At 41.7% G+C, this 20,696-nt stretch carries 14 protein-coding genes; 8 read left to right on the forward strand and 6 right to left on the reverse strand.

Features of this window, described 5'->3' with window-relative positions; translation table 11 throughout:
• Position 1 precedes the first annotated feature (1 nt).
• Genes dptG through J4N37_RS04200 form a run of 4 tightly spaced genes read left to right on the forward strand, consistent with a single transcriptional unit; the run spans position 2 to position 9,155 of the window.
• Positions 2-1,342, forward strand: coding sequence for a DNA phosphorothioation-dependent restriction protein DptG (dptG, locus tag J4N37_RS04185; protein ID WP_252041716.1), 1,341 nt, complete (start codon positions 2-4; stop codon positions 1,340-1,342).
• Positions 1,323-6,464, forward strand: a complete 5,142-nt coding sequence (gene dptH / locus J4N37_RS04190; RefSeq protein WP_252041717.1) for a DNA phosphorothioation-dependent restriction protein DptH — start codon at positions 1,323-1,325, stop codon at positions 6,462-6,464. Before dptG ends, dptH begins: the two co-directional genes overlap by 20 nt.
• Positions 6,465-6,523: 59 nt before the next feature.
• Positions 6,524-8,194 carry a ParB N-terminal domain-containing protein gene (locus J4N37_RS04195; RefSeq protein ID WP_252041718.1) on the forward strand — a complete coding sequence of 557 codons (1,671 nt, stop codon included), beginning with the start codon at positions 6,524-6,526 and terminating at the stop codon, positions 8,192-8,194.
• A gap of 1 nt (position 8,195) precedes the next feature.
• Positions 8,196-9,155: an HNH endonuclease gene (locus J4N37_RS04200; protein WP_252041719.1), complete on the forward strand. Its 960-nt coding sequence runs from the start codon at positions 8,196-8,198 to the stop codon at positions 9,153-9,155.
• On the opposite strand, the gene dndE is transcribed toward J4N37_RS04200, so the two are convergent.
• The 4 genes from dndE to dndB are packed head-to-tail and all read right to left on the reverse strand — an operon-like array spanning position 9,148 to position 14,573.
• On the reverse strand, positions 9,148-9,531 hold the full coding sequence (gene dndE, locus J4N37_RS04205) for a DNA sulfur modification protein DndE (protein WP_252041720.1): 384 nt from the start codon (positions 9,529-9,531) through the stop codon (positions 9,148-9,150). The two genes, J4N37_RS04200 and dndE, sit on opposite strands and share 8 nt — an antisense overlap.
• Complete coding sequence (dndD, locus tag J4N37_RS04210) at positions 9,528-11,498, reverse strand: DNA sulfur modification protein DndD (RefSeq protein ID WP_252041722.1); 1,971 nt, start codon at positions 11,496-11,498, stop codon at positions 9,528-9,530. The genes dndE and dndD overlap by 4 nt, the downstream gene beginning before the upstream one ends.
• A complete protein-coding gene (gene dndC, locus J4N37_RS04215) occupies positions 11,498-13,459 on the reverse strand; it encodes a DNA phosphorothioation system sulfurtransferase DndC (protein WP_252041723.1) in 1,962 nt (653 codons plus the stop codon). The genes dndD and dndC overlap by 1 nt, the downstream gene beginning before the upstream one ends.
• A 19-nt stretch (positions 13,460-13,478) precedes the next feature.
• The gene (gene dndB / locus J4N37_RS04220; RefSeq protein ID WP_252041724.1) at positions 13,479-14,573 is read right to left on the reverse strand and encodes a DNA sulfur modification protein DndB; all 1,095 of its coding nucleotides are present in this window, start codon (positions 14,571-14,573) and stop codon (positions 13,479-13,481) included.
• A 112-nt stretch (positions 14,574-14,685) separates the two neighbouring features.
• On the opposite strand from dndB, the gene dndA reads away from it, so the two are divergent.
• On the forward strand, positions 14,686-15,810 hold the full coding sequence (gene dndA, locus J4N37_RS04225) for a cysteine desulfurase DndA (RefSeq protein ID WP_252041725.1): 1,125 nt from the start codon (positions 14,686-14,688) through the stop codon (positions 15,808-15,810).
• A 6-nt stretch (positions 15,811-15,816) separates the two neighbouring features.
• The gene (locus tag J4N37_RS04230; protein WP_252041726.1) at positions 15,817-16,623 is read left to right on the forward strand and encodes a restriction endonuclease; all 807 of its coding nucleotides are present in this window, start codon (positions 15,817-15,819) and stop codon (positions 16,621-16,623) included.
• Here the strand turns inward: J4N37_RS04230 and J4N37_RS04235 are convergent.
• Together J4N37_RS04235 and J4N37_RS04240 are read right to left on the reverse strand one after the other, a co-directional pair.
• Positions 16,610-18,652 carry a DNA phosphorothioation-associated putative methyltransferase gene (locus J4N37_RS04235; protein ID WP_252041728.1) on the reverse strand — a complete coding sequence of 681 codons (2,043 nt, stop codon included), beginning with the start codon at positions 18,650-18,652 and terminating at the stop codon, positions 16,610-16,612. The two genes, J4N37_RS04230 and J4N37_RS04235, sit on opposite strands and share 14 nt — an antisense overlap.
• A gap of 27 nt (positions 18,653-18,679) precedes the next feature.
• On the reverse strand, positions 18,680-19,204 hold the full coding sequence (locus tag J4N37_RS04240; protein ID WP_240304615.1) for a hypothetical protein: 525 nt from the start codon (positions 19,202-19,204) through the stop codon (positions 18,680-18,682).
• Positions 19,205-19,359: 155 nt separating this feature from the next.
• On the opposite strand from J4N37_RS04240, the gene J4N37_RS04245 reads away from it, so the two are divergent.
• Positions 19,360-20,205, forward strand: coding sequence for a lysozyme family protein (locus tag J4N37_RS04245; protein ID WP_252041729.1), 846 nt, complete (start codon positions 19,360-19,362; stop codon positions 20,203-20,205).
• Positions 20,206-20,208: 3 nt separating this feature from the next.
• Positions 20,209-20,625 carry a DUF5991 domain-containing protein gene (locus J4N37_RS04250; RefSeq protein ID WP_252041730.1) on the forward strand — a complete coding sequence of 139 codons (417 nt, stop codon included), beginning with the start codon at positions 20,209-20,211 and terminating at the stop codon, positions 20,623-20,625.
• Positions 20,626-20,696: the final 71 nt, after the last annotated feature.

Genomic DNA, 20,696 nt, shown 5'->3' on the forward strand with positions numbered 1-20,696 from the left:
GATGACAATGGATAAATACATCAAACCGTTTAATCAGAAATTGCCACAAACGGCGGAAGACGTACCCAATAAAAACAGCTTGAACAGCTATTTGCCAATTCGTACTAAAGGCAATGACTTTGATAGCGATGCGGTGATTGGTCTTGTATTGCGTGGATTATTACGTAAGAAGATTGAAGGCTACAAATACGAGGATTTTGTCTCTGACTGTCAGTCTGCATTTGAAGAGAAGTTAGGCGAAGAAGAGTTTTGGGCAGTACTACGAGAGATGTACTTTGACAACAAAGATATCTTCTCTGTGAGCCCTGAGCTTTTACTATTTCGTGCGCAAAAAGGTGAGTTTGCAGCAGGCGATTCTCGTGTTGCTTCTATGTTTACCAACTTACTTCAGAACATGCGTGTCGAAGAGTTTGATGCAAAACTCAACTTTATCGAACGAGAGATGCTTTCAACTCTGCGTGGCAAGATGAAGAGTGATTCATCAATGCAAGCAAGTGAGCATCCATACTTGCCATACCTATCCAAAGCATTTCGTGATGATTTGAAGTTTTTGGCAAGTCGACCTAAGTACCTGTTAAGTGAAATCGAATCGTTTTTGTCTTTTTACGGTTTCGCTTACACCGCTCAGTTAAGCCTATCGCTCACAGATTGGCGCTCTGGTGAGGAGCCAACAGCGAAGCCGTTGTACTTCATCATGGATCATGAGCGTGCTAGCAATGAACGTACACACATCAAAAATCACGGTTACAAGCTTTTCAATGAATCGGCGACTCGTTTGTTCCCAATGTTGACAATGCTAGAACTTCTCCAGCCTGGCATGGGTGACAAGAGTGCTGCCAAAGTACCATTGTGGGCGATTTCAAAGGGGATTCAAGAGTCCCGCTATGAACACCTAAAGAGTGACTTAGAGAACTTTGCGCGAGCATTTAAAGCTCAGCGTGGACTTGATACATCGCTTGATGAATCGGAATCTGCGCTGGACTGGCTTGGCAACATCATGAAGTTAGCCATGGCACAGTTTAGTATCGGTGAGCGATTCAACATCAACAAAAAATACGTTTCTGAAGTAGAAAAGTATCTTGCTGCTCACTTTATTCAAAGCCGAGGTCGCAGTGGCCGAGTGTTGGTACTTAACCAAGACTACATCATTTTATTAACCAACCTTGTTGTTGGAGAAAAGGACAAACTCCGTTTCCACGAACTAATTGCCGCATTTAAACAACGTGGCATTTTCGTTGATAAACAAACCGAACAAGAACTAATTAAATTCTATGAGCGCATTGGTAACGTTGAGCGCATGAGTGATAGTGGAGACGCAGTTTATGTCCGTAAAACAATTTGAGACCTTTCTAGTTGAGCAGTTTCTAGCTGATGCTGAAGCTCACATCAAGGCAGGCTTCCGTTATCAGTTCAAGTCACCAGATAGCGAAAACAGTGTGCGTTTGTACCAAGCGATGATCGCACATTCGCAAAGTAGTATTAGTGCGAGTAACGGTATCGAGCTGCCATTTATTCAGTTGTCTAACTGTAAGATCGTACCTGTTATTCATAGTGAAGATCCTGCTGAGTACCAAGGCTTTACAGAAAACTATATCTCTCACCTACGTGATGAAGTTGCAAGCCAGTCAGGCTACTTGAAGGGCTGCGCGCTGGTGGTCATTCACAATAGCTTGTTGGATACCTTGATTAACTCAGCAGAAGATCTGGCTCAGCTTGGTCAGGTGTGGAGCCCAAGCAAGATCAAAGCGGCGATGAAAGGGCTGATTGATCAACAAGACAAAGGCCGTGATGTGTCTAATTGTCTTTTGGATGACCAGTTTGATGCGATCCTTGAAGATGGCGCGACCATGTTCGGTTTCGAATCACTATACAAAGCTGTGGAAGATGGTGATCTGCGCTTCAATGAGCTTGGTATGTTTGAAGATCCGCTCGTTGCAGAGATGAGTGGTAACCCAAAACAAATTAAAAAACGTTTGGAAGACAACCGTGCACTCTATGAAGAACTTTCTTTTGAAGTGGAACACTTCGGTGATCAGCTTCAGGATCGTTTGAAGTCGTTTGGTGAAAAATTCATTAACGAAAACTTCTCTGAAACTGATGCGTGGAAAGATGTCGAGTTTGAAGCGTTTCTGCAAGAGAAAAAACGCAATGCGCAGCAGCAACTTGTCCTTGAAGAAGAGCAAGCGAGCGAAGGCATGACCATTACTGCGCGCAACCGTGCAGAAACCAAAGCGGGCATGCGTGATCGACATATAATCATCGAATTAGACGAGGGCGTTGACGAATTCGAACTGAAGCTCTTGTTTGTAGGCGCGCCCGATCTTGCAAAAAATCAATTCAAAATTGTTCCTAAAAATGCGCTTCGTAGCGAAGAAAAAGTAAAAGTTGACCCTACGAAGTTTGGAGCAAATGCTAAGTTAAGAGCTAGATACCACAACGAGCCATTGTATTTTAATTTAAAACTCGAACGTGAGAATAAATCTGAGGTTTATAACTTCCGTTGTTTAGTGGTTCGTAAAGGCGAGTTCTATATTGAGCCATTCAAAAACATCTTCTTGATAGAGCCTGCACCAGCGAAGCAGCGTTTAACCTTGAACATGGAAGAGAACAAACTGCAAATCAGAGCCAACGAAGGCAGCGCATGTTCACTGCTTGATGCCAAGCAGGTTGTTGATGCGGCTGATTACGCCTTCGTGGATTTTGAAGCTCTCGCCAATGAAGCTGACGAAATAGATTTTGCCGTTAAATCAGGTGATAACCAGCTCAAATTTAATGTTGAAGGTGCAGTAGCGACTGATTCATTGAGTTTACCTTTGCTGCTGAATAGAGGTCGTTATCACAAGCTTTTCAAAGATGAATATAACGGTGAGTTTTATTCTCAAAAAGGCAAAGTAGGCATCGATAACAGTGAGTTTGTTGTTCCAGGTGTTCGTTTAAAACTACTGCGTTGGGAAGAAGAGTTCATCAACAACAAAGTAGTGTCTATTGCGGATTCTGGGGCAATTAAGCTCGATGATCTGCAAGCGATTGATGATGCGATTCATGGTTCTTATGTTGAGCTTTTTGATTACCTAGAACAGCGCCGCAGTACACCATCTCTAGCCTCTTGGGGGGATGATTTTACGACGCTTGTACAAAATGTAGTCGATGCAAGTCTTGCGTATTTTGAAGCGATTCCAACGGGCAGTATGCTGACCAAAGAGCAAAAAGCTGCGCTGCAAATTGGTTTGGTTAAATCTGAAGGCGAAGAATATTACTCTCCGTTCCATCCGTTAATCTTGGCTTACTACCTAAATCTACGCAAAGTGATTCGTGAAGATGAAAGCTTTGCTAGCTTGCCAGATGTGACGTTTGAGCGCCTATCACCAAAAGGGTTGTTGCCATATGTTTATCATCCTCAGCACGAGTTTGCTTACAACCAACAGGTGAAAGAAAACGCATTTTGGATCAAGAGCGTCCCTCAGGAGAAGAGCTCACTGACGTTCGTTCGTAAACTCGTTAAAGAAAAAATCGACGAGTTCCAGACCGCATTTAGTCAACTATTCACAGGTTCTGAAAAGAGCATCATCATTAACGCAGTGAATCAAGACAGCGCTGAAGAACTGTTCATGGGGCTAGTGGATTACATCCGCAGCAATCAAGAGCAAGCAGCTTCGATTCACATCAACCTTTATGATGACAAACTGACGTTCAATGCGTTTGACCGATTTGCGGAAACCGCCAATTACGACGAACTGAAAGAGTGGTTAGAGCTGAACAAAGGTAAAGTACGTGAAGTGGCGGATACCATCATTGATATCCTTCGCACTCGTTTAACCTACAGTAAGTTTACCAATGAGCAGGCGAATAAAGACGGCCAGTCATACGCACATCTCTCGTTCTTCCGTAATAACGACAAAGTGGATTGCTCAGACATTGCAATCGAAGACATGGCTTCTGGTATTGCATGTGATGGTCTATTAACGGGTGACGCGTCTGAGAGTAAATCTGGCTCTTACTTTACTGGCTTTGGTTTGAAGGGAACGGATTATCAAGACCATCCACACCTGATGATGGCCAAATACGTTGGTGCTTTACTCAAGCCAGCGTTAAAGCCGAATACGCAATATCACGGTGCAAACGCAGTTGCGCTTGCAGTGAGTGAAGATTTTAAAGGTTTGCTAGAGCGCTCATACGATAGCTCTATTTGGACAACCATTATTGATCCAAAAGTGACATTAGATTTCTTCCATAGCAATGAAGATGTAGTGCTGATTCACTATTCCGATCAGTACACCAGCTCTTCTAGCTACGATGCAATCACTGTTACTGCGCAGCGTGGTCTGTTCGAAAAAGTCATTAAGCAGGGTGATGGGGGGCAAATTAACGAGTTCAATGCCTTTAATGGCGACTGGCTGTTGAAGATGATGACCTGCGCGCCAACCATCAACAAAGAGCGTAAAGGTGTCATTGGTGCTTATAAGTTTGTTACCAGCTTAGTGCATAACTCAGACATCACTTGGGTTCCGCTTTCTGTGGCAGAAATGATCCGTGTCTCAGGAAACATTGGCCTGAAAATGTCGGACAGTGAATTCTCACGTAACGTTCATGGCTACAAAAAAGGCGAGATTTCTGATGATGTATTGCTCGTAGGCTTTAAAGGGCAAGACATGTACTTGCTTCCAGTGGAAGTAAAAACGGGTTCAATTCCGGACTACAAAAAAGCAGTTAAGCAATCAAAAGAGTTGTTGCGTTACCTGAGCGACGATCTGCTTGGCAATGACAATCTTGCAAGCAAACTTTACCGCGGCCTGTTTATGCGTCAAGTGCTCATGCAGGTAGACAAGTACCGCTTGTACAACGTGTTCGCTCCAAACTACTTTGACGTACTGCTAGACAACAAAGAAGAGTGGCTGAAAGGCGATTACTCGCTAGCAAAAGTGGCTGATTATCCAGATGGATTTGTTGTCAGCCATCTTGAGGGCGCAAGTTGCTTGCAACCAGAATACCAAATGTTGGAAGGCGTGCTAAAAGTCGACCTTCCGATGGGCTTGCTTCCTCGTTTGGTCGAAACGCCACTGCAAGAAGTGCTTAACGAGTTAGATATCGTCAAGTTATGTCACGTACCGACCGAATATGTCCTAGGTGGAAAAACGCAAGCAGAAGCGCTCGAAGCCGACAGCCAAGTTAATGTTACGAGTAATAACGTACACCAAGAAACAGATGACTCAGGGATTGAGCTAAACACCGAAGCTGAAGCGTGTTGCTCTGAGGTCGAAGAAGGACAAACAGCTCCAGATAAAGACGTTTCGGTGCAAGGTGCTGACGCAGTAGATACCTTCAAGTCACAACCGTCCGGCACTAACTTAAATGTGCTCTTTGGTCATAATGCTCTAACACAAGCCCCATTGAACTGGGAACCAACTAATACCGCCAAGTTTATGAATACCAACACCGGTATCATAGGCACCATGGGTACGGGTAAAACTCAGTTCACTAAATCGGTGATTACACAGCTTTATCGTAATCGGGCAGACAACGTAAACGGTGCGCCAATTGGCATGCTTATTTTCGACTACAAATCTGATTATGTAGACGATAAGTTCCAACAAGCGACAGCGGGTAAGAAGTTTAACCTTCATAAACTGCCATATAACCCATTGAGTTTGTTTGGTGATACGCCAATGCTGCCTGTGCACACCGCACGTGGTTTTTCTGAAACCATGGGTAAAGCTTTTGGCTTAGGACAAAAACAGCAACTGCGTTTACGTAAGCTGGTGGGTGAAGCTTATGAGTTAGCTGGTATTCGCAAAGCGGATCCAAGCACTTGGACAAAACCAGCACCGACAATCTCACAGGTGTGGGACTTGTTTATTGAAACTGACCCAGACGAAGATTCGTTATACGCGGCACTTGAAAGCCTGTACGAACTAGAGATTTTCGAAGACGATAATACCAACTGTATGAGCCTTTACGATCTTGTTGATGGCATTACAGTTGTTGAATTGGCAGGTTATCCGTCAGAGATCCAAAACCTCGTTGTAGCATTAACACTGGATTTGTTCTACTCACAAATGCAGAAGAAAGGTAAGCCAGAAGTTCAAGGCGATTTCCGACAAATCACTAAGATGATCTTGGTGGACGAAGCCGACAACTTTATGTCTCAGAACTTCCCGAGTTTGCGCAAGATTCTGAAAGAAGGTCGTGAGTATGGCGTTGGTGTGATTCTGTCTACTCAAGACATTACACACTTCCAAACCGGTGAGAACGACTACTCAAGCTATGTGCTTACGTGGGTAATTCACCGCGTTGCCAAGATTCGCCCGCAAGAGCTTAAAGCCATGTTTGGTGTAAACGAAAAAGCCGAACAAGAGAAGCTGATGGAGACCATCAACAAGCTAGAGAAGCACTATAGCTTATACATCGATGGTGCTAAGAAGATAGTCAAGATGCGAGATAGAGCATTTTGGGAGCTTGTTAACTAGACACCATTAAGGTGTTCCAACAATACAATGTAATCTAATTAACCTAAGAAGAAAAAAGAATGATGAAGACTCATGAATATGACGCAATAGCTTTCAAGCAATCAAGTAGTAGTGAATGGATAGTTTCTTTTAACGCTTTGGCTGAAGAAATCGATGCGTGGGGAGGTATACCCCAAAAGAAAAGCTTCGACTCTGTAGAGTCCTCGGGTTTTCAACGAGTTGTAAAAGAAGAACGAATGAAAAGCCTTGTTAACTTCTACAGCGATAGCAAGAACATTATCCAGAACCCACTATTATGTGCATCTCGCAATTCTCAGGATAGAGAACTGCCAGGGGTTTTCTTTACCACCGAGTCTCAAGATGAATACACTAGATTTGGAAGGTTAACAGTTGTTAGTGAAGACTTTAGTTCTTACACCTTAACTGATTTGCTCAAACAGTTTAAGTCATCTTTAGAAGCCCGTGTAACGGAACTTAGGGAGCTGGTTCTAGATCAGAGCTTGTTGGAACAGTTAAAGCTCCAATTTAGTGAGAGTGAAGGTGTTGCAGATGCCAATTCTGAGCAAAAAGAAGAATTAGGGTTAGAAACTTCGCATATGCAAGATCTCTGGCAAGAAGTGTCATGCCGAATTGCTATTTTAGAGGAGAATCAATCCTTTGAAGAGGATTCAATCTTGGGCTTTGACCGAGAGTCGATAACTTCTTACCTTCAACCTGTCAATATTGTAGATGGGCAACATAGACTGAAAGGTGCTTTAGCCTATTTGGAAGATATGATGTCATCCCCAGAAGCTGTTCGAAAGACAGAAGAGCTAATATCTAGTGGTACGGAACCAGATATAGCTGACAGCGAAGTTAAAAAACACTACGAGAGAAGACTTCCTGTGTCTTTGGTTTTATGTGATGACCCTGCTGAACATGTATTTCAGTTCGTAGTCGTAAATCAAAAAGCAACGCCAATAAACAATGCCCTTTTAGGCACAATTGTATCCACTACTTTATCTGAGGGAGAATTGGAGAGAGTTTCCCAAAGGTTAAAGAATGCGGATATTCCTTTGGATGATTCTAGGGCTGTCTCTTTTGCTACAAGGAATACTCGAAGCCCATTTTATCAACTGGTTCAAACTGGTATTAGTGGAGAACAGTCAGGTAAACTTCCTTGGACCGTAATGAAAAGTTTAGTCACAATTTTCAAAGAACTTAAGGGAGCTAAGTTTTTTGGTAGCCCTTATAAAAATGACTTTGCTGATGTATGGAAGAAAAAGCTATTAGTTAAGTCTGATATCGTTGATGCTGACTCGCTTGATTCTGCATACGCAAGATGGAGAGATGAAGATGGAGTTTGGAAAGAGGTATTTGTAACGTTTTGGACAAAAGTTAGAGATTACTTTGGCTCTCTTGAGGACGAGTATCGCTCAAACTATTGGGGGCACACTCGTTCAAATTTGTACAATAAAATATCTTTGACTATATTAGCAGCGGACTTTTTCAAGTTTATTTCTGATGGCCGAGGAATTGCAATTTCAGATATTCAAGATTTAGAAGAAATTATCGATGATTGGCTACTCGATGTAGACAGAAGTTATTTTGATCGAGATTGGTTGCTAAAAGGCGAAAAGAAAGACTCGCCTATGATTCGAGAGCAATGGTCAACACTTTGGGTTACTTACAGAACCAATCCACAAAGACTTCCAAGTGTCAGCAGCTACGCATCTAAGTTTGGGAAGTAGAATGGAACTAACTAAGGCTTACTTAAATAAGTCTATTCCTATAATCGATAGCTTATGGGATAGAGATGACTTATGTTCTGTCGCTATATCTCAGGAGCCAGATAATATACTAGGTAACAATATCGCTGTACTAAAAGCAGATCGCTCCATTATTTCGCTATCTTGGTTTATTGAATCTGTATATGATTATAATATGGCTAACGAGTCTATTAGTTATGCTCAAGTTTTTAATCATGTACGTCGAGGATTGAGTAACTTAGGTTTTGATAATAATGATTCTAGTTATATGGATGTTACGCTAGAAATATCACGATTGTGTTTTTCTTATATTTGTAATACTTCAGGTCGTAATCGTAGCAGAGTGACAAAATCTATAAAGTTAGATCTTTTAGAAAATTGTAATAACGATCCTAGATGTTGGATATGTGGGCATAAGTTCTGTAACGAAGCAATAAATAAGTTCTTGGGTAAACCTCATAATATTCAGTTGCCAAACTCAGTCGACATGTATTTTCCATCAGGCCTGACAGAAAGAGACTATGTAATAGAAGTTGAACATAAAAAGCCTTTTTCCTCCGGTGGTGCTGATGTAGATGATCTGAGTAATATTGCGCTTAGTTGTGGCTTTTGCAATAGGCATAAGTGGAAATTCATTTCTTTATATGACGTGAACAGAAGCTTGAGAGGGTATGTACACCCTAGGCTAGGAGTTGTGAGTATTCCTCAACCTTATTGGTCAATTAGGTTGTTAGCTCTAAGTGAACGGTGCAGTGAGCCCGGATGTACTGCAAAAAAAAGTAGTACCCGACTTTATATTGATAAAGTAAACCCCATTGGAAGTATGACTCCTACAAACATGAAAGTTGTTTGTAAGAGGCATAGATCTAACTCTGGGGACCGAGTTGTGCCCTCTTCAGATTATAAAAGCAGGCTTAAATACACTAGGTCTAGTATTATTTAACTTGGCTCTTATGAGTCAATGAAAATAAAGTGTCAATGTTACTTGTTTTTTTAAGTAAATAAGAAACACCACGATGAAGGTGAAGCTTAAAGTGATAGCTAAGCTCATCTTCATCGATTTTACCAAAGTCTGTTTTTATTCTCTGGCGTAGTAGTGCTATATAGATATCTGAAAACTCACCACCAAATACCTTCCACGTCATTTCAACATTACTATTAGTTATAATATCTTCATGTGGTGGAATACTCTCTTCTTTTAGAGAAAGCATAAGCGCCCATCGGCAAAGAACATTCCAATTATCAATTTTTGTATTTTTCTTTACCGTGATTAGTTGCCCTTTGGCTTTTTCTGATAAGCGAACCGTTTCTATGCTCATGCTGATTCTCCAAAGTAGCCTTCAGTAATGGTTGATGTCTTTGCTAGTTCGTCGTAGCTAATATGGTATTCCTTGGCTACAGAACGTTTTAGTTTCTTGTAATATTGTCCAGCAATTTCTTCATCCGTTGATAGTAGGATGACTTGCCCTGCAGCCTCTGGGAAATAGTTCTCGACAAGCTTCGTTCTGTGTTTACCATCCAGTCGCCCCATAGGTGTATCGATAATGGTTGGAATTTCTTTTCTGGAAGCTTCCGCTAATGCCCAAAGGATAGCAACTGACAATAGTTGGCGCTCACCAGCCGAAAGGCGCTTAGTGTCCAAAGCTAAACCATCTAAGCCCCAAAGTGTTAGATTGAACGTTTCAGGGTTAATTTTTACTTTCGCAACTAGCTCAGACTTTCTCTCAAGTGAATCAAACTTGCTTTTGATGCGGTTTTCTAGTCTTGCAATGTTTTCTTTAATAAGTTGTGCTTTGAACTCGTCAACAATAGCTCTCATTTCTATTAAGTGTTCTGCGACTTGCTGATTACGTTTACCTTCAAAGTCTTCAGCATTTTGTTGAATCAAAGTGGCATCTAGACGAGCTTCATTTTCATTAATTTGTGTTTTACATTGAGCCATTTCTTCCATTAGAGAATCTAATGTTGTTTTAGAATGAGCAATCAATGCTTCAATTCTGGCTTTTTCCTCAATTTGGTCTTTAACGGACTCAGAATCTGGAATTGCATCTAGCTTTTTATCTAACAGAGCTAGTGTCTCTTGTAGTTCGCTTTTCTGCTTTAATAGCTCTGTACTTTCCGTTTTATCTGACTCTATTGCGCTCTCGGCAAAGTCAAATATAACAGGGGCAACGTTTAGATAATTTTCTTGGTTTAAACTATCTTCAGACTCTTGCCATATTGAATTAAGCAGCTTGTTTACCTGCTCTGCCACATCATCTGTTGTTGAAGCTTTTAAACGTTTAATAAGCTCGTCATTGTTAGCCTTGATATGTTTCTGCGCTTTATCAAAGCCAATAATTTCATCTTCTAATGAGGCTTGTTCTTTTGTTTCTTTCAGTAAGTTGTGCGCAATAGCCAGTGGCATTGCACCAGCTGCCAGTTTGATAAGGTTGTGATCGATCGCCTCTAATTTGGAAACTACTGCCTTTCTTTCGAGCTGAATGTCATTAACATCATCTAACAAACTTGCGCCAGAGGTCTGCATTTGTATCTCGATGTCTTTTAGCTGATTCGCTAGAGAGTTATCAGTATCTAGAACTTTCTGAATGTTCTCTTCGATACTTAGAAGGTTGCAATCTAGAAGCTCTTTTCTTTGTTTCAGCTCATCAACTTTTTTACTCGCAGAGCTATCTAAGTTACGTTCTTGACGGCGACGTTTTTGGCTATTTAAGTCTTTAGATAATTGAGTAAATAGCTCTAATCCCAGCAAAGCTTCAACACCCGTTTTTAAGAGCTGTGCGGAGCGAACGGGATCTGCCAAGTCTTCAATTTTTTCGCCATCAAAAAAGAATAACTCAGACATACTCTGAGGAATAAATTCGGATACAAAGTCGTTCCAATTGTCTGTTAATAAGTTATCAAGCTCTCCGTTTACCAGAACTTGAACTTTGTCCGTAATTTCTTTATTTGAACTTGCGCCCCATGAGCGAATTACTTCATATCGCTTTGTTTGGGTTCTTTGAGTGTGACGGAAAGATAGAGCCACAGAGGCGAATTTATTCTCGCTATATCTATTGATCGCTTGTTTTAAATAATCACTGTAGGACAACTTACCACGATTGGAACATTTTGCGTTTTTTCCGTATAGAGCAAGCTGTAGGGAGTCTAAAAAGGTAGTTTTACCTCCTCCGTTCAGACCACCAAATAAGACAACAGGCTTAGTGTGATCTGTTACATCAAGGTCTACGGTATGTTCCCCTTGGTAGATACCAAAGTTATGTAGTTTTACTTGTTCAAAAATCACTATTTGCCTCCCGTTGCAATCAAGTTGTCGGCAGATAGTAATTTGTTATTGCGTTTATTCATTTCTAGATTTTCTTGAGCTTTGCGATCTAATAGGGCGAAAGACTTATCGATTTGATGAATATAGTATTCGTACAATTTAATCAGGCCTTTTACCAATTTAACTTCGAGCGTAAATGACCCATCAGGTTGATAGGTATCTGAAGCTATCTCAGCATAATAAGCTTTGTATTTTTTTACCTTACTTAGCTCTTTCTTGGCATCTAAGATCTGAAGGTTCGAGACAATGTTCTTTAAAAATTCGTGATCACTTCCAACACTTTGCAGGCGGTGTAGTTTTACGAGTGCTTCATTTTTTACTTTATCTAAAGCAAAGCGGCGAGCATGATCGATGCTCTCAAATGCGCCTTTGTCGATAGCAGATTCTAGGTCGTCTGAAATTTTTGCTCTTCGAAGTTGGTGCTTATATCTATCTTCGATAGAAAGTAGAGTTCTAAGCTGCTGATATTTAAGTTCATCAGGGTCGTCATGTTTTGCACAAAACTCTTTTAGTTTGCTTAGAATGTCGTGATTAACGACAGGGCTGTATGCTCTAGGAGCTCCCTGATATTTTTCGCCAGTGACTTCTTTATAAATTAGAGGGACGTTATCTTCCGCTTCATTTTTTTCGTCGACCCAAATGCGACGAATTTCCTCTAAGTCATCAAGAGTCAGAAGTTCAAGGTTTTCTACGTCTACGGGACCGCATTCTCGAACTTCCATTTGTGCTTGTAGAACTTTACGAAGCATTGATTCCCTGAACGCCTGTTTATATGGCCCGCGAACAATATCAGCCGGTAAGTTTTCGTACTTGAAATCAGTGTTGTCTTCATACTGTGCTAAAAGCTCAAACATATCTTCGCTATCAGCTAAGTCTTTTTGTTCACTGAACTCTTTCATGCTGATATGAACTGTAAGGCTGCCGTTCATTCTTCGGAAGTCTCGGTTATGCTTATCTCTTGCGATCTTATTAGCTTTCGCGTCTTGGTTTGCATCATTGATATCGATTTCATTGCGAAGAGCTAGTAATGGTAGCATCCATTCTTTTTCTTCGTCATTGGCAATCATTGCTGACATAGACTTATCTTCGCCAACCATAGTACAAACGTAACAACCAAAACGGCTATCACCACAGCTTGGTGTTGATTTGTCAACGACTAGCGGGCACTCTCCACCATCGGTAGCACCTTGATACATACCAAGTAAGTCAGCATTTCTGTAACCCCATGGGTTCTTCTGCTGAGTTAAAAAGGACCAGACATCATCATTAGTCCAATCTTCAATTGGTGTATATACCCAGACACGGTCTAGTTGTGTGTTAACGTTGAGCCCGTCGTTTTTACGTGTATTGTCGGAGCGGTTTTCGATATTTTCCATACTCGTCGCTCGAACAGTGCTTTCATGCTTACGAGTCCCCAATACTAAGATAGCTTCTCCATTCTTTTTCACGACATTCTGGATGAACGTATTGGAAGGGCTAATCTTTAGTCTGTCTGTACACCAACGGAACTTGTAGCGTGGAGCTGGATAACCTTTACCAATTAGGTTTACCCAGAATCTATCTTCGGTTTTTGGAGTTAAACGATGGGGCTGAATTGGTAAGCCTTGCTCATCCACTGCTTTTTTCATTTGCTTGAGAGAGCGATCAACCCAAAGGGCAACAATCGGGTTTTCTACCAAGGTATCGGTACTAATGACATGTACAGGTTTAGTTGCTTTACCTTCAGTTTGTAGTTCAGAGACAGCATTCCAAATGATTTGTAAAATAGCTGTAGAATCTTTACCACCACTGTAGCCAATTACCCATGGGATGTCGTCTTTCAGGTAAAGTTCTTTTGTTTTTGTAACTAAACGTTGAATTGTCTCTTTGAATCCAAGTTGATTGAATGCAGAGTAACGCTTTTGTTGAGTGTTTACTGTCATAATGTGGTTAACCCGAAAGCTATTTGCTTTGTTTTGCTTTCTTAAATTTATTTTCTTCGTCTTTCTCTTTCACACTCAATGGTATGCTGAGATAGTGTTTGATTCTGTTAGCTGTTAGTTTCATAGCAACGGAAGAGTTTCGCATTGCGCCATTGACAACACATCTACCATCCCAGTCTTTTTTATTTGTCCTTGACCAGTCTATTTCTTTGAGTGCTAATGTTGTATTTTTCCAGTTTGGATCATTTTTTAAGAGCCAATTTCCTACAATCCCAAGAGCTTGAAAAGTAACTGAATACGCATGGATTGAGTCTTCCCTTACTTCTCCGCCAGAAACTTGCTCTCTATATACTAGCTGCCAAGCTGGGATTACTTCTACCAAGTGCTCCCAGAACTCTCTAGCGATTAGAATTTGAGCTTGGTAGGTGTCCTCGTTAATGAGATCGAATAGTTCTCTAGTCGCTTTGTTCAATGCGCTATGACTTACCAGTTTTTTTGAGCGTTTACCTAAGTTGCTATTTTCCATATGGATAAGCTTCGAAAGGGTTTTGCTCTCAAAGACGACATTTTTGGATAGGAGCGCATCGGGGCTGCCATCGTAAGTAATACTCAGGGAACTATCTGTTTTGACTGGGTACAAGTTGAGGTCTTTAAATATTTTTTGTCTTTCTGGTAAAGACTTTCCGACAAAAAATACAACGGAGATATTCTCATCTCCGAGAGATGGATCTTGTTTGAGAGCCTCATTGATTGCGGCATTGCGATGCTGACCATCGGTAATATACACCTCAGCGTCATCATCAATGGTTAAGGTGCCTATTTTCTGTTGATGCTTACCTTGCCCGATTGGCGTGAACTCAGTTTCGCCATCGATACATGCAGTCAAAGCTGAGAACACATAGCGATCTCTATTTTCTAAGATGTAATTGCTAATCTCAGGTATTCGATCTGGGTTTAGAAGCCTTTGCGCTCGCTCATTGACGGGTAAAGCACTTTCATCAAACGTAAATATCCTTTTTAGCCTTTTGAGTGGACACATCACCGTGTAAAATTCAGTGTCTGCTTGTATGCCTTTAATGGCTGGGAATGAGGTCCCGGAAATTACATCAGTCATATCTTCATCTATATCGGTGTTTTTACGAACAATTTATTTTGTTCGTACGAACAATGACGTGTACTATACGCTAGTCACTTGTTAATGTCTCCCAATTTGTTAAGGCTCTTGAATGACTACATACCTAGATTGCAACGCAACAACTCCAATTGCTCCTGAAGTCGCTGAGATTGTTTGTAAATATATGATTGATGAGTTTGGTAACTCAGGAAGCAGGACTCATGAGTTTGGAATGAGAGCTAAACAAGCGACGGAGTTAGCTAGAGAGCAAGTTGCCAATGTTATTGGTGCTGAGAAAAATGAAGTTCTTTTTACTAGTGGTGCCACTGAAAGCAATAATATCGCGATTTTAGGGCTTAGGAAGTGGGCTCAGGAACAAAACAAGAAACATATCATAACGACTCGAATTGAACATAAAGCGGTTTTAGAGCCTGTTGAGGTGCTAGAGTCAGAAGGGTTTGAAGTTACTTATCTCGATTGTGATGAATCAGGTTTGGTATCAAAAGAGTCATTGGAAGAAGCACTGAGACCTGATACTTGTCTTGTCAGTATCATGCACGTCAATAACGAGACCGGCTCAATTCAGGATATCAGCGGATATATTTCTGTTTTGGAAGAGCATGATGCTTACTTTCATGTCGATGCTGCACAAGGTTTTGGAAAATACAGCGAAAGCTTGAAGCATAGTCGAATCGATATGATCAGTGTGAGTGGGCATAAGCTTTATGGGCCGAAAGGAGTAGGTGCCCTTATTGTGAGGCGTCGAGGGTTTAAAAAAGTTCCATTGCAACCGTTGATGTATGGTGGTGGTCAGGAGCGTGGCTTAAGACCTGGTACATTACCAGTTGCCTTGATTGCAGGTTTAGGTGAGGCATGTTCTTTAGCATATAAAAACTCAGAAATGTGGTCTCAGCACTGCCAATCTCTAAAAAATGAAGCTTTGAGCGCTTTTTCTGAGATTGGCATAAAGGTTAATGGCCAAAATACGGCACCACACGTACTCAACTTCTCTATCCCAGAAGTTAATTCAGAGGCTGCTATGGTGGCCTTAAAGGGGATCGCTGCTGTTTCAAATGGTTCTGCTTGCACATCTTCAAGTTATACTCCGAGCCACGTTTTGACAGCAATGGGGTTTGATGAAGATCGTATCGATAGTGCGATACGCATGTCTTGGTGTTACCAAACAAAAGAGTTACCATTGGCGGAAATGATTGAAAAGATTAAGCAATACTTATAAATCGCCATGAAAATTTATGAAGCTGCTGTAAGTGCTTTAAACATTGTTGGTAAGCCAGCAAAAGTAGATGTTATCTACTCAACTATTGTTGAGAATAACTTCTATATATTTGGTTCGAAGACGCCTTTGTCTGCTCTGCGAGTTACTTTAGATCGACATTGCTCAAATAAAAGTATTTCGCAGATGCACAAAGATCGTTTTTTCTATAAACACTCTGATGGTTCTTATGAGTTGCTTGATGAGTATCGAATAGACCAATTGCGTAACTATGAAATAAAAGAACCTTCTCCTGAAGCTGTTCAAGCTGACTCTGCACTAGAGAAAATTTTAGACTTAGCAGCTCAACAAAAAGAGAAATGTAAAGCAGAGATCCTGACTTATCTCAGATCTTTAACACCTTATCAGTTTGAAGAGTTTAGCGAACAATTCTTGACGTGTTACGGTTTTAAGAATATGTCGGTTACATCAACTAGTCGAGATGGCGGGATTGATGTCAAAGGAGCACTGAAAATAGGTATTGCCGACATGGGAGTTGCTGCTCAATGTAAGCGATATGCGGAAAACAACAAGGTTGGGAGACCTGATGTTTCGCAGTTTCGCGGCGATATTACTGGTGAGTTTGAGCAAGGTATTTTCATTACGACCAGCAGCTTTACGAAAGAGGCAATGGAGATTTCCTTTAAACCAGGCTGTGTACCTATTATATTGATTGATGGGGAGCAACTTGCGGAAATTATGATTGATAAAGGCATTGGCATTCAGAAGCAACAAGTAGAAGTTTATGATTTTGACGCTGATCTTATTTATAGCTGATTGAGCTCCTTTGTTGAGCCTTGACTGTAAACCCTCTGATTTCCTTATTGTGTTTGCCTAAAAGTACCTCAAATTCTGCTCGAACCATCTGAGTCTCTTCAGTTGGTTCAAACTCCATTAACTTCCCTAATCGCTTATCAAAGCTCAGCTGTTTTTTGTAGTTCTCGTGTTCGGATGGCACATAAAGATGCTTGTTGAGCAGTGGCGGTCTGCGCTTCTCATCTACATAATCAAAGAAGTCGATATCTTGTTCTGCCATTTTTATTTTGATGCGCTCGACCAGAAATGGTACGGAGTGCTCGAAGTTGTCATAAGCAGTTAAGGTTATCTTGCCTGACGTGATATGGATTTTGATTAAATCGATTTCTTCATCCAGTTCGCCATACATTTGTAAACCCGCACCTACGTATGTGCGCAGTAAGAGTGGTAAATCATCGATGTAGTCACGGTGTAGTATGAGTGAGTGTCCCTCGTTCAATAAACTTGCAGGTAATTGCTTGTGGGCCTTTTCACATTGCGTGTTGATTAGGTCTGTATCGGCTATCGCGAACAGTAACTCCGAAGCTAGGTTAAGTGCGGTTTTATAATCATCAAATAGAGCTTTAATATCGCGCTTGAGTGTCTCTGGTTGCTGCGTGTAAGGTTTTCTCTTCTCAAACAGTCCCATCGCAAAGTAAAGCAACAGGTCTTCTTTGCGGCGCTTTTCTGCTTTTTCGAACTCTCCGGTGTCGAACATTTCTTGCAACAGGCCAAACACTTTTTTGTGCGAGCCAATAAGCGCTCTTACTTCGTCTGATTGCTCAAGTTCTTCGTTAGCAGGTATACGGCCTAGCGTTAAGCATGTGTTCCAAAATGCGTCGAACAGTTCTTGGTTTTGGGTGATGAGGAGCTTGGCTTTATCTTTTGCTTCGACAGGCTCTGGAGAGGTGAGTTGCTGCCATTTATGGTGGCGCTTGTATTTGCTTTGTAAGTACTGCTGCTCTTCGAGTTTATCTTTGAAGATGTAAAAAATGCCCGGTGCAACGGTAATGGCATCCTCTTGCAAACTGCGTTCAATATAAGCTTTTATCTCTGACTGAGCGTAATACTTTTGAAAGGTATTACGGGAAGTAATCACACCATCTTTGTAGGGTTTGAACTGGGCGATATAGCTCTCGTTAGCAAGCATGACAGAAACAACGAGAAGCTTATCCGCCAGCTCCCAAGCGCCTAACAAAGCATCTAGACGTTCATCTTGGTCTTCAATCACGTTTAGAACAAAGCCAAGGTTGACGATGTCTGAACTCACTTTGTCGTTATCAGGCTGAAAGTTAGGATCCCAGCCAAGCGCGTCTAGTCCATGCGCCTCCAGTTCTCGCAAGTCATCACCACGTCCGCAGCCATAATCAAAAATGGAATGAGAGCCTTCTAGGAAACCATGCTTTACCAGTGTTTTCATAGGTGCAGACAGTTCATGGCGAACGAGTGCCGTTTTGTGTCTATCAATTCCAGTTTCTTCGACTTGAGTGATAGCAGAGCTGCGGAACAAACGCCCGTCGACCAGTTCATAGCCATGGCGCGCAATGAGGTTTTCCCAAGAACGCTTAAACCCAATCAGTCGGCTATTCTCATACAGCCCCGCGTTTTCACCTTCTTGAGTAAGTGAAGTGAAATGATCAAAGTGCTCACATTCCGGCAAGATCATGGTCTCTTTGCGATGAAGGATCGGTGGGTTGTCAGAATCCGAGTAGCTTGTGATTTTATGGCTTAACTTAGATAGGTCGACGTTTAAGCTCTGTCTTAGCGCAGGGTAGGAGTCAGTGTAAAAGTCAGGGTAGTGAAGCAAAGATAGACGGAATTCTTTTTTAAACAGTTTCACTAGATTCCAGTGTTCATCATCTAGGCTAACGGCTTTTGCTACCGCAGGTATGAATTGAGAGAGTACTGTCGGTAGGGCGCTAAAGGCATCTTTATGAAGGTAGATAGCATCCGGCAATTGTTTCCCTACTTTGATCTGCGCAATAAGCTCAGCAAACTGTTCTTCATTCATTCCATGTCCTCGATGATGTTTCCTCGATTATAAGTTATCGAATAAGGTCCGTGTGGCGCTGCCTTTTGCACTTTTCTTGTTTACGCGAAGTCCATCACTGCGTTTTTCTCGAATCAGTGCATAGCGTGTGTTTTCAGAGCCGACACTGATGTGAATAGGGCGGTCTTTTCCGTAGAAGTAGAGACGGTCGAATTCGAGGTTCGTGCAAATGTATTTTGCGACTTCATCCATTCGCTGCTCATAACCTTGTACATAGAAGTCACAGGCAGCGCCATCTCGCTTACAAATTCGATTTCCTTGGCTGTTGAGCTCCATGGAAGCATGTTGATCTATATCTGGGCCCATGTCTCTTGGGCTGTTTCTCAACAAAAAGCGAAGAAGCTTGTGGTTGGTAAAGCCGTAGGTGATAGTGAGCTCCCCAAGTTGGCTAAGCGGTTCTAATATGTGAGCTTGCAGCAACATCAGCTGTTCTTGAGAGGCGTTCGATGGTGCATTCTCGCCAACAAATGCGTGATGTTTTTGTCGATACCAATTGATCAGTGCGTCTTGCATATCAGCTTTTATCTTAGGGCCTGTTAGGGAAAGGTTACTGACTGACAAAATAGTTGCAGATTAGGTTGAAGTCGACTCTATTTTCCGTTTTCTGCACCAAAGGTTTAGCGAATTTTTAGTAGTTTCACGTCATCAATCATCAGTGGAGGGTGACGATGAAACTTTCTCATTCTGTCGGCTTAAAAGGCATTAACAAAAAGGCCGATGTTAAGTTAGTGCAAGAAGCGCTTAATCGAGCAACCATAGGCCCATTGAGGTTGCTGTCGGTAGATGAATTATGTGGTGCGAACACACGGCAACGTATTTACTGGTTTCAAAAAGAGGTTTTGAAGTTTCGAAGGCCAGACTCTTTAATTGATGTGAAAGGTAAAACGTGGAAAGCGTTGTCGTTGTTTCTTGTCAAACCAAAAGAGCAGGCGAAGAGTTTTGCTTCTTTATTTTCTACTTCACACAAGCAAGTCGTTGAGAAAGCGGAGCCAAGCATTCAGTCCATTCAAACTATTGCTTGGGGGGCGAAAGTCTCGCCAGAGTTTAAGCAGAAGGTTCTTTTGGTGTGTAAGGAGTTGGATATTCACCCTGACTTTTTAATGGCTTGTATGGCGTTTGAAACTGGCGAGACGTTTAGCCCGAAAATAAAGAATGCCGCAGGAAGTGGGGCTACGGGTCTTATTCAGTTTATGCCAGCAACAGCCAAAGGGCTTGGGACAACGACCGAAAAATTGGCCAAAATGACTGCTGTTAAACAGCTTGATTATGTTAAGAAGTACTTTTGGCCGTATCGAAAGCGTATTAATAAGTTGGAAGATGTGTATATGGCCATTCTTTACCCCGCAGCAATTGGTAAATCAACTTCTCACGCGTTGTTCAAAAGAGGCACTATTGCTTACAAGCAGAACTCAGGCTTTGATAAAGACAAAGATGGCAACATCACATTAAGTGAAATTTCGAGCAAAGTGACAAGCAAGTACCACAAGGGATTAAAAGCAGGGTATATAGGCTAGGATATGAACGGATTATTAAGTACGCTTTTGTTGAGTTTTGCTGCATCGGTTTCGTTACCACCTTCTTGGGATGGCAATTACCGATGTGAGTTAGATTTAGGGGAGAATGCAGCAGGTCAGAGTACATGGGCGGAATACGAACTGAGCATTTCGAAAGATTCTTGTTCTCTTGAGGCAAAAGGTTTTCAGTTGGATGAGTCGATTGTGTGTTCGACGAAAGCTCAAGGCGATCGTTTAGATGTACGGTTTAAATCCTACTCCAATGGGGAGCTCAGTAACCAGTTTGTTGTTCAAGTTTACAGGGTTAAGGAGACACTATTCTCGTTGGAGAGGGGACAAAAAGGGCTCTTAACGCATTGGTTGTCGTACTGGCCTGGAGAGCCCGCACCGAAGTCTCAATCGTGTTTTGAAAAGAAGTAACAGTTCAGCATCCTCAAATCACTCTCTTATCTTGGCGTTAAAATTCTCAAGCCATCAACTCGTGAGCTATG

This window comes from Vibrio sp. SCSIO 43153, from assembly GCF_023716625.1.
Classification (GTDB): domain Bacteria; phylum Pseudomonadota; class Gammaproteobacteria; order Enterobacterales; family Vibrionaceae; genus Vibrio; species Vibrio rotiferianus.

What these genes read in the sequence shown, in the direction of transcription:
- J4N37_RS04235 (WP_252041728.1), bottom strand. Translation starts at nt 18,652, where the DNA reads ATGAATGAAGAACAGTTTGCTGAGCTTATTGCGCAGATCAAAGTAGGG.
- J4N37_RS04230 (WP_252041726.1), top strand. Translation starts at nt 15,817, where the DNA reads ATGAAAATTTATGAAGCTGCTGTAAGTGCTTTAAACATTGTTGGTAAG.
- dndE (WP_252041720.1), bottom strand. Translation starts at nt 9,531, where the DNA reads ATGAGCATAGAAACGGTTCGCTTATCAGAAAAAGCCAAAGGGCAACTA.
- J4N37_RS04200 (WP_252041719.1), top strand. Translation starts at nt 8,196, where the DNA reads ATGGAACTAACTAAGGCTTACTTAAATAAGTCTATTCCTATAATCGAT.
- J4N37_RS04195 (WP_252041718.1), top strand. Translation starts at nt 6,524, where the DNA reads ATGATGAAGACTCATGAATATGACGCAATAGCTTTCAAGCAATCAAGT.
- dptH (WP_252041717.1), top strand. Translation starts at nt 1,323, where the DNA reads ATGTCCGTAAAACAATTTGAGACCTTTCTAGTTGAGCAGTTTCTAGCT.
- dndA (WP_252041725.1), top strand. Translation starts at nt 14,686, where the DNA reads ATGACTACATACCTAGATTGCAACGCAACAACTCCAATTGCTCCTGAA.
- dptG (WP_252041716.1), top strand. Translation starts at nt 2, where the DNA reads ATGACAATGGATAAATACATCAAACCGTTTAATCAGAAATTGCCACAA.
- J4N37_RS04250 (WP_252041730.1), top strand. Translation starts at nt 20,209, where the DNA reads ATGAACGGATTATTAAGTACGCTTTTGTTGAGTTTTGCTGCATCGGTT.
- dndC (WP_252041723.1), bottom strand. Translation starts at nt 13,459, where the DNA reads ATGACAGTAAACACTCAACAAAAGCGTTACTCTGCATTCAATCAACTT.
- dndB (WP_252041724.1), bottom strand. Translation starts at nt 14,573, where the DNA reads ATGACTGATGTAATTTCCGGGACCTCATTCCCAGCCATTAAAGGCATA.
- J4N37_RS04240 (WP_240304615.1), bottom strand. Translation starts at nt 19,204, where the DNA reads ATGCAAGACGCACTGATCAATTGGTATCGACAAAAACATCACGCATTT.
- J4N37_RS04245 (WP_252041729.1), top strand. Translation starts at nt 19,360, where the DNA reads ATGAAACTTTCTCATTCTGTCGGCTTAAAAGGCATTAACAAAAAGGCC.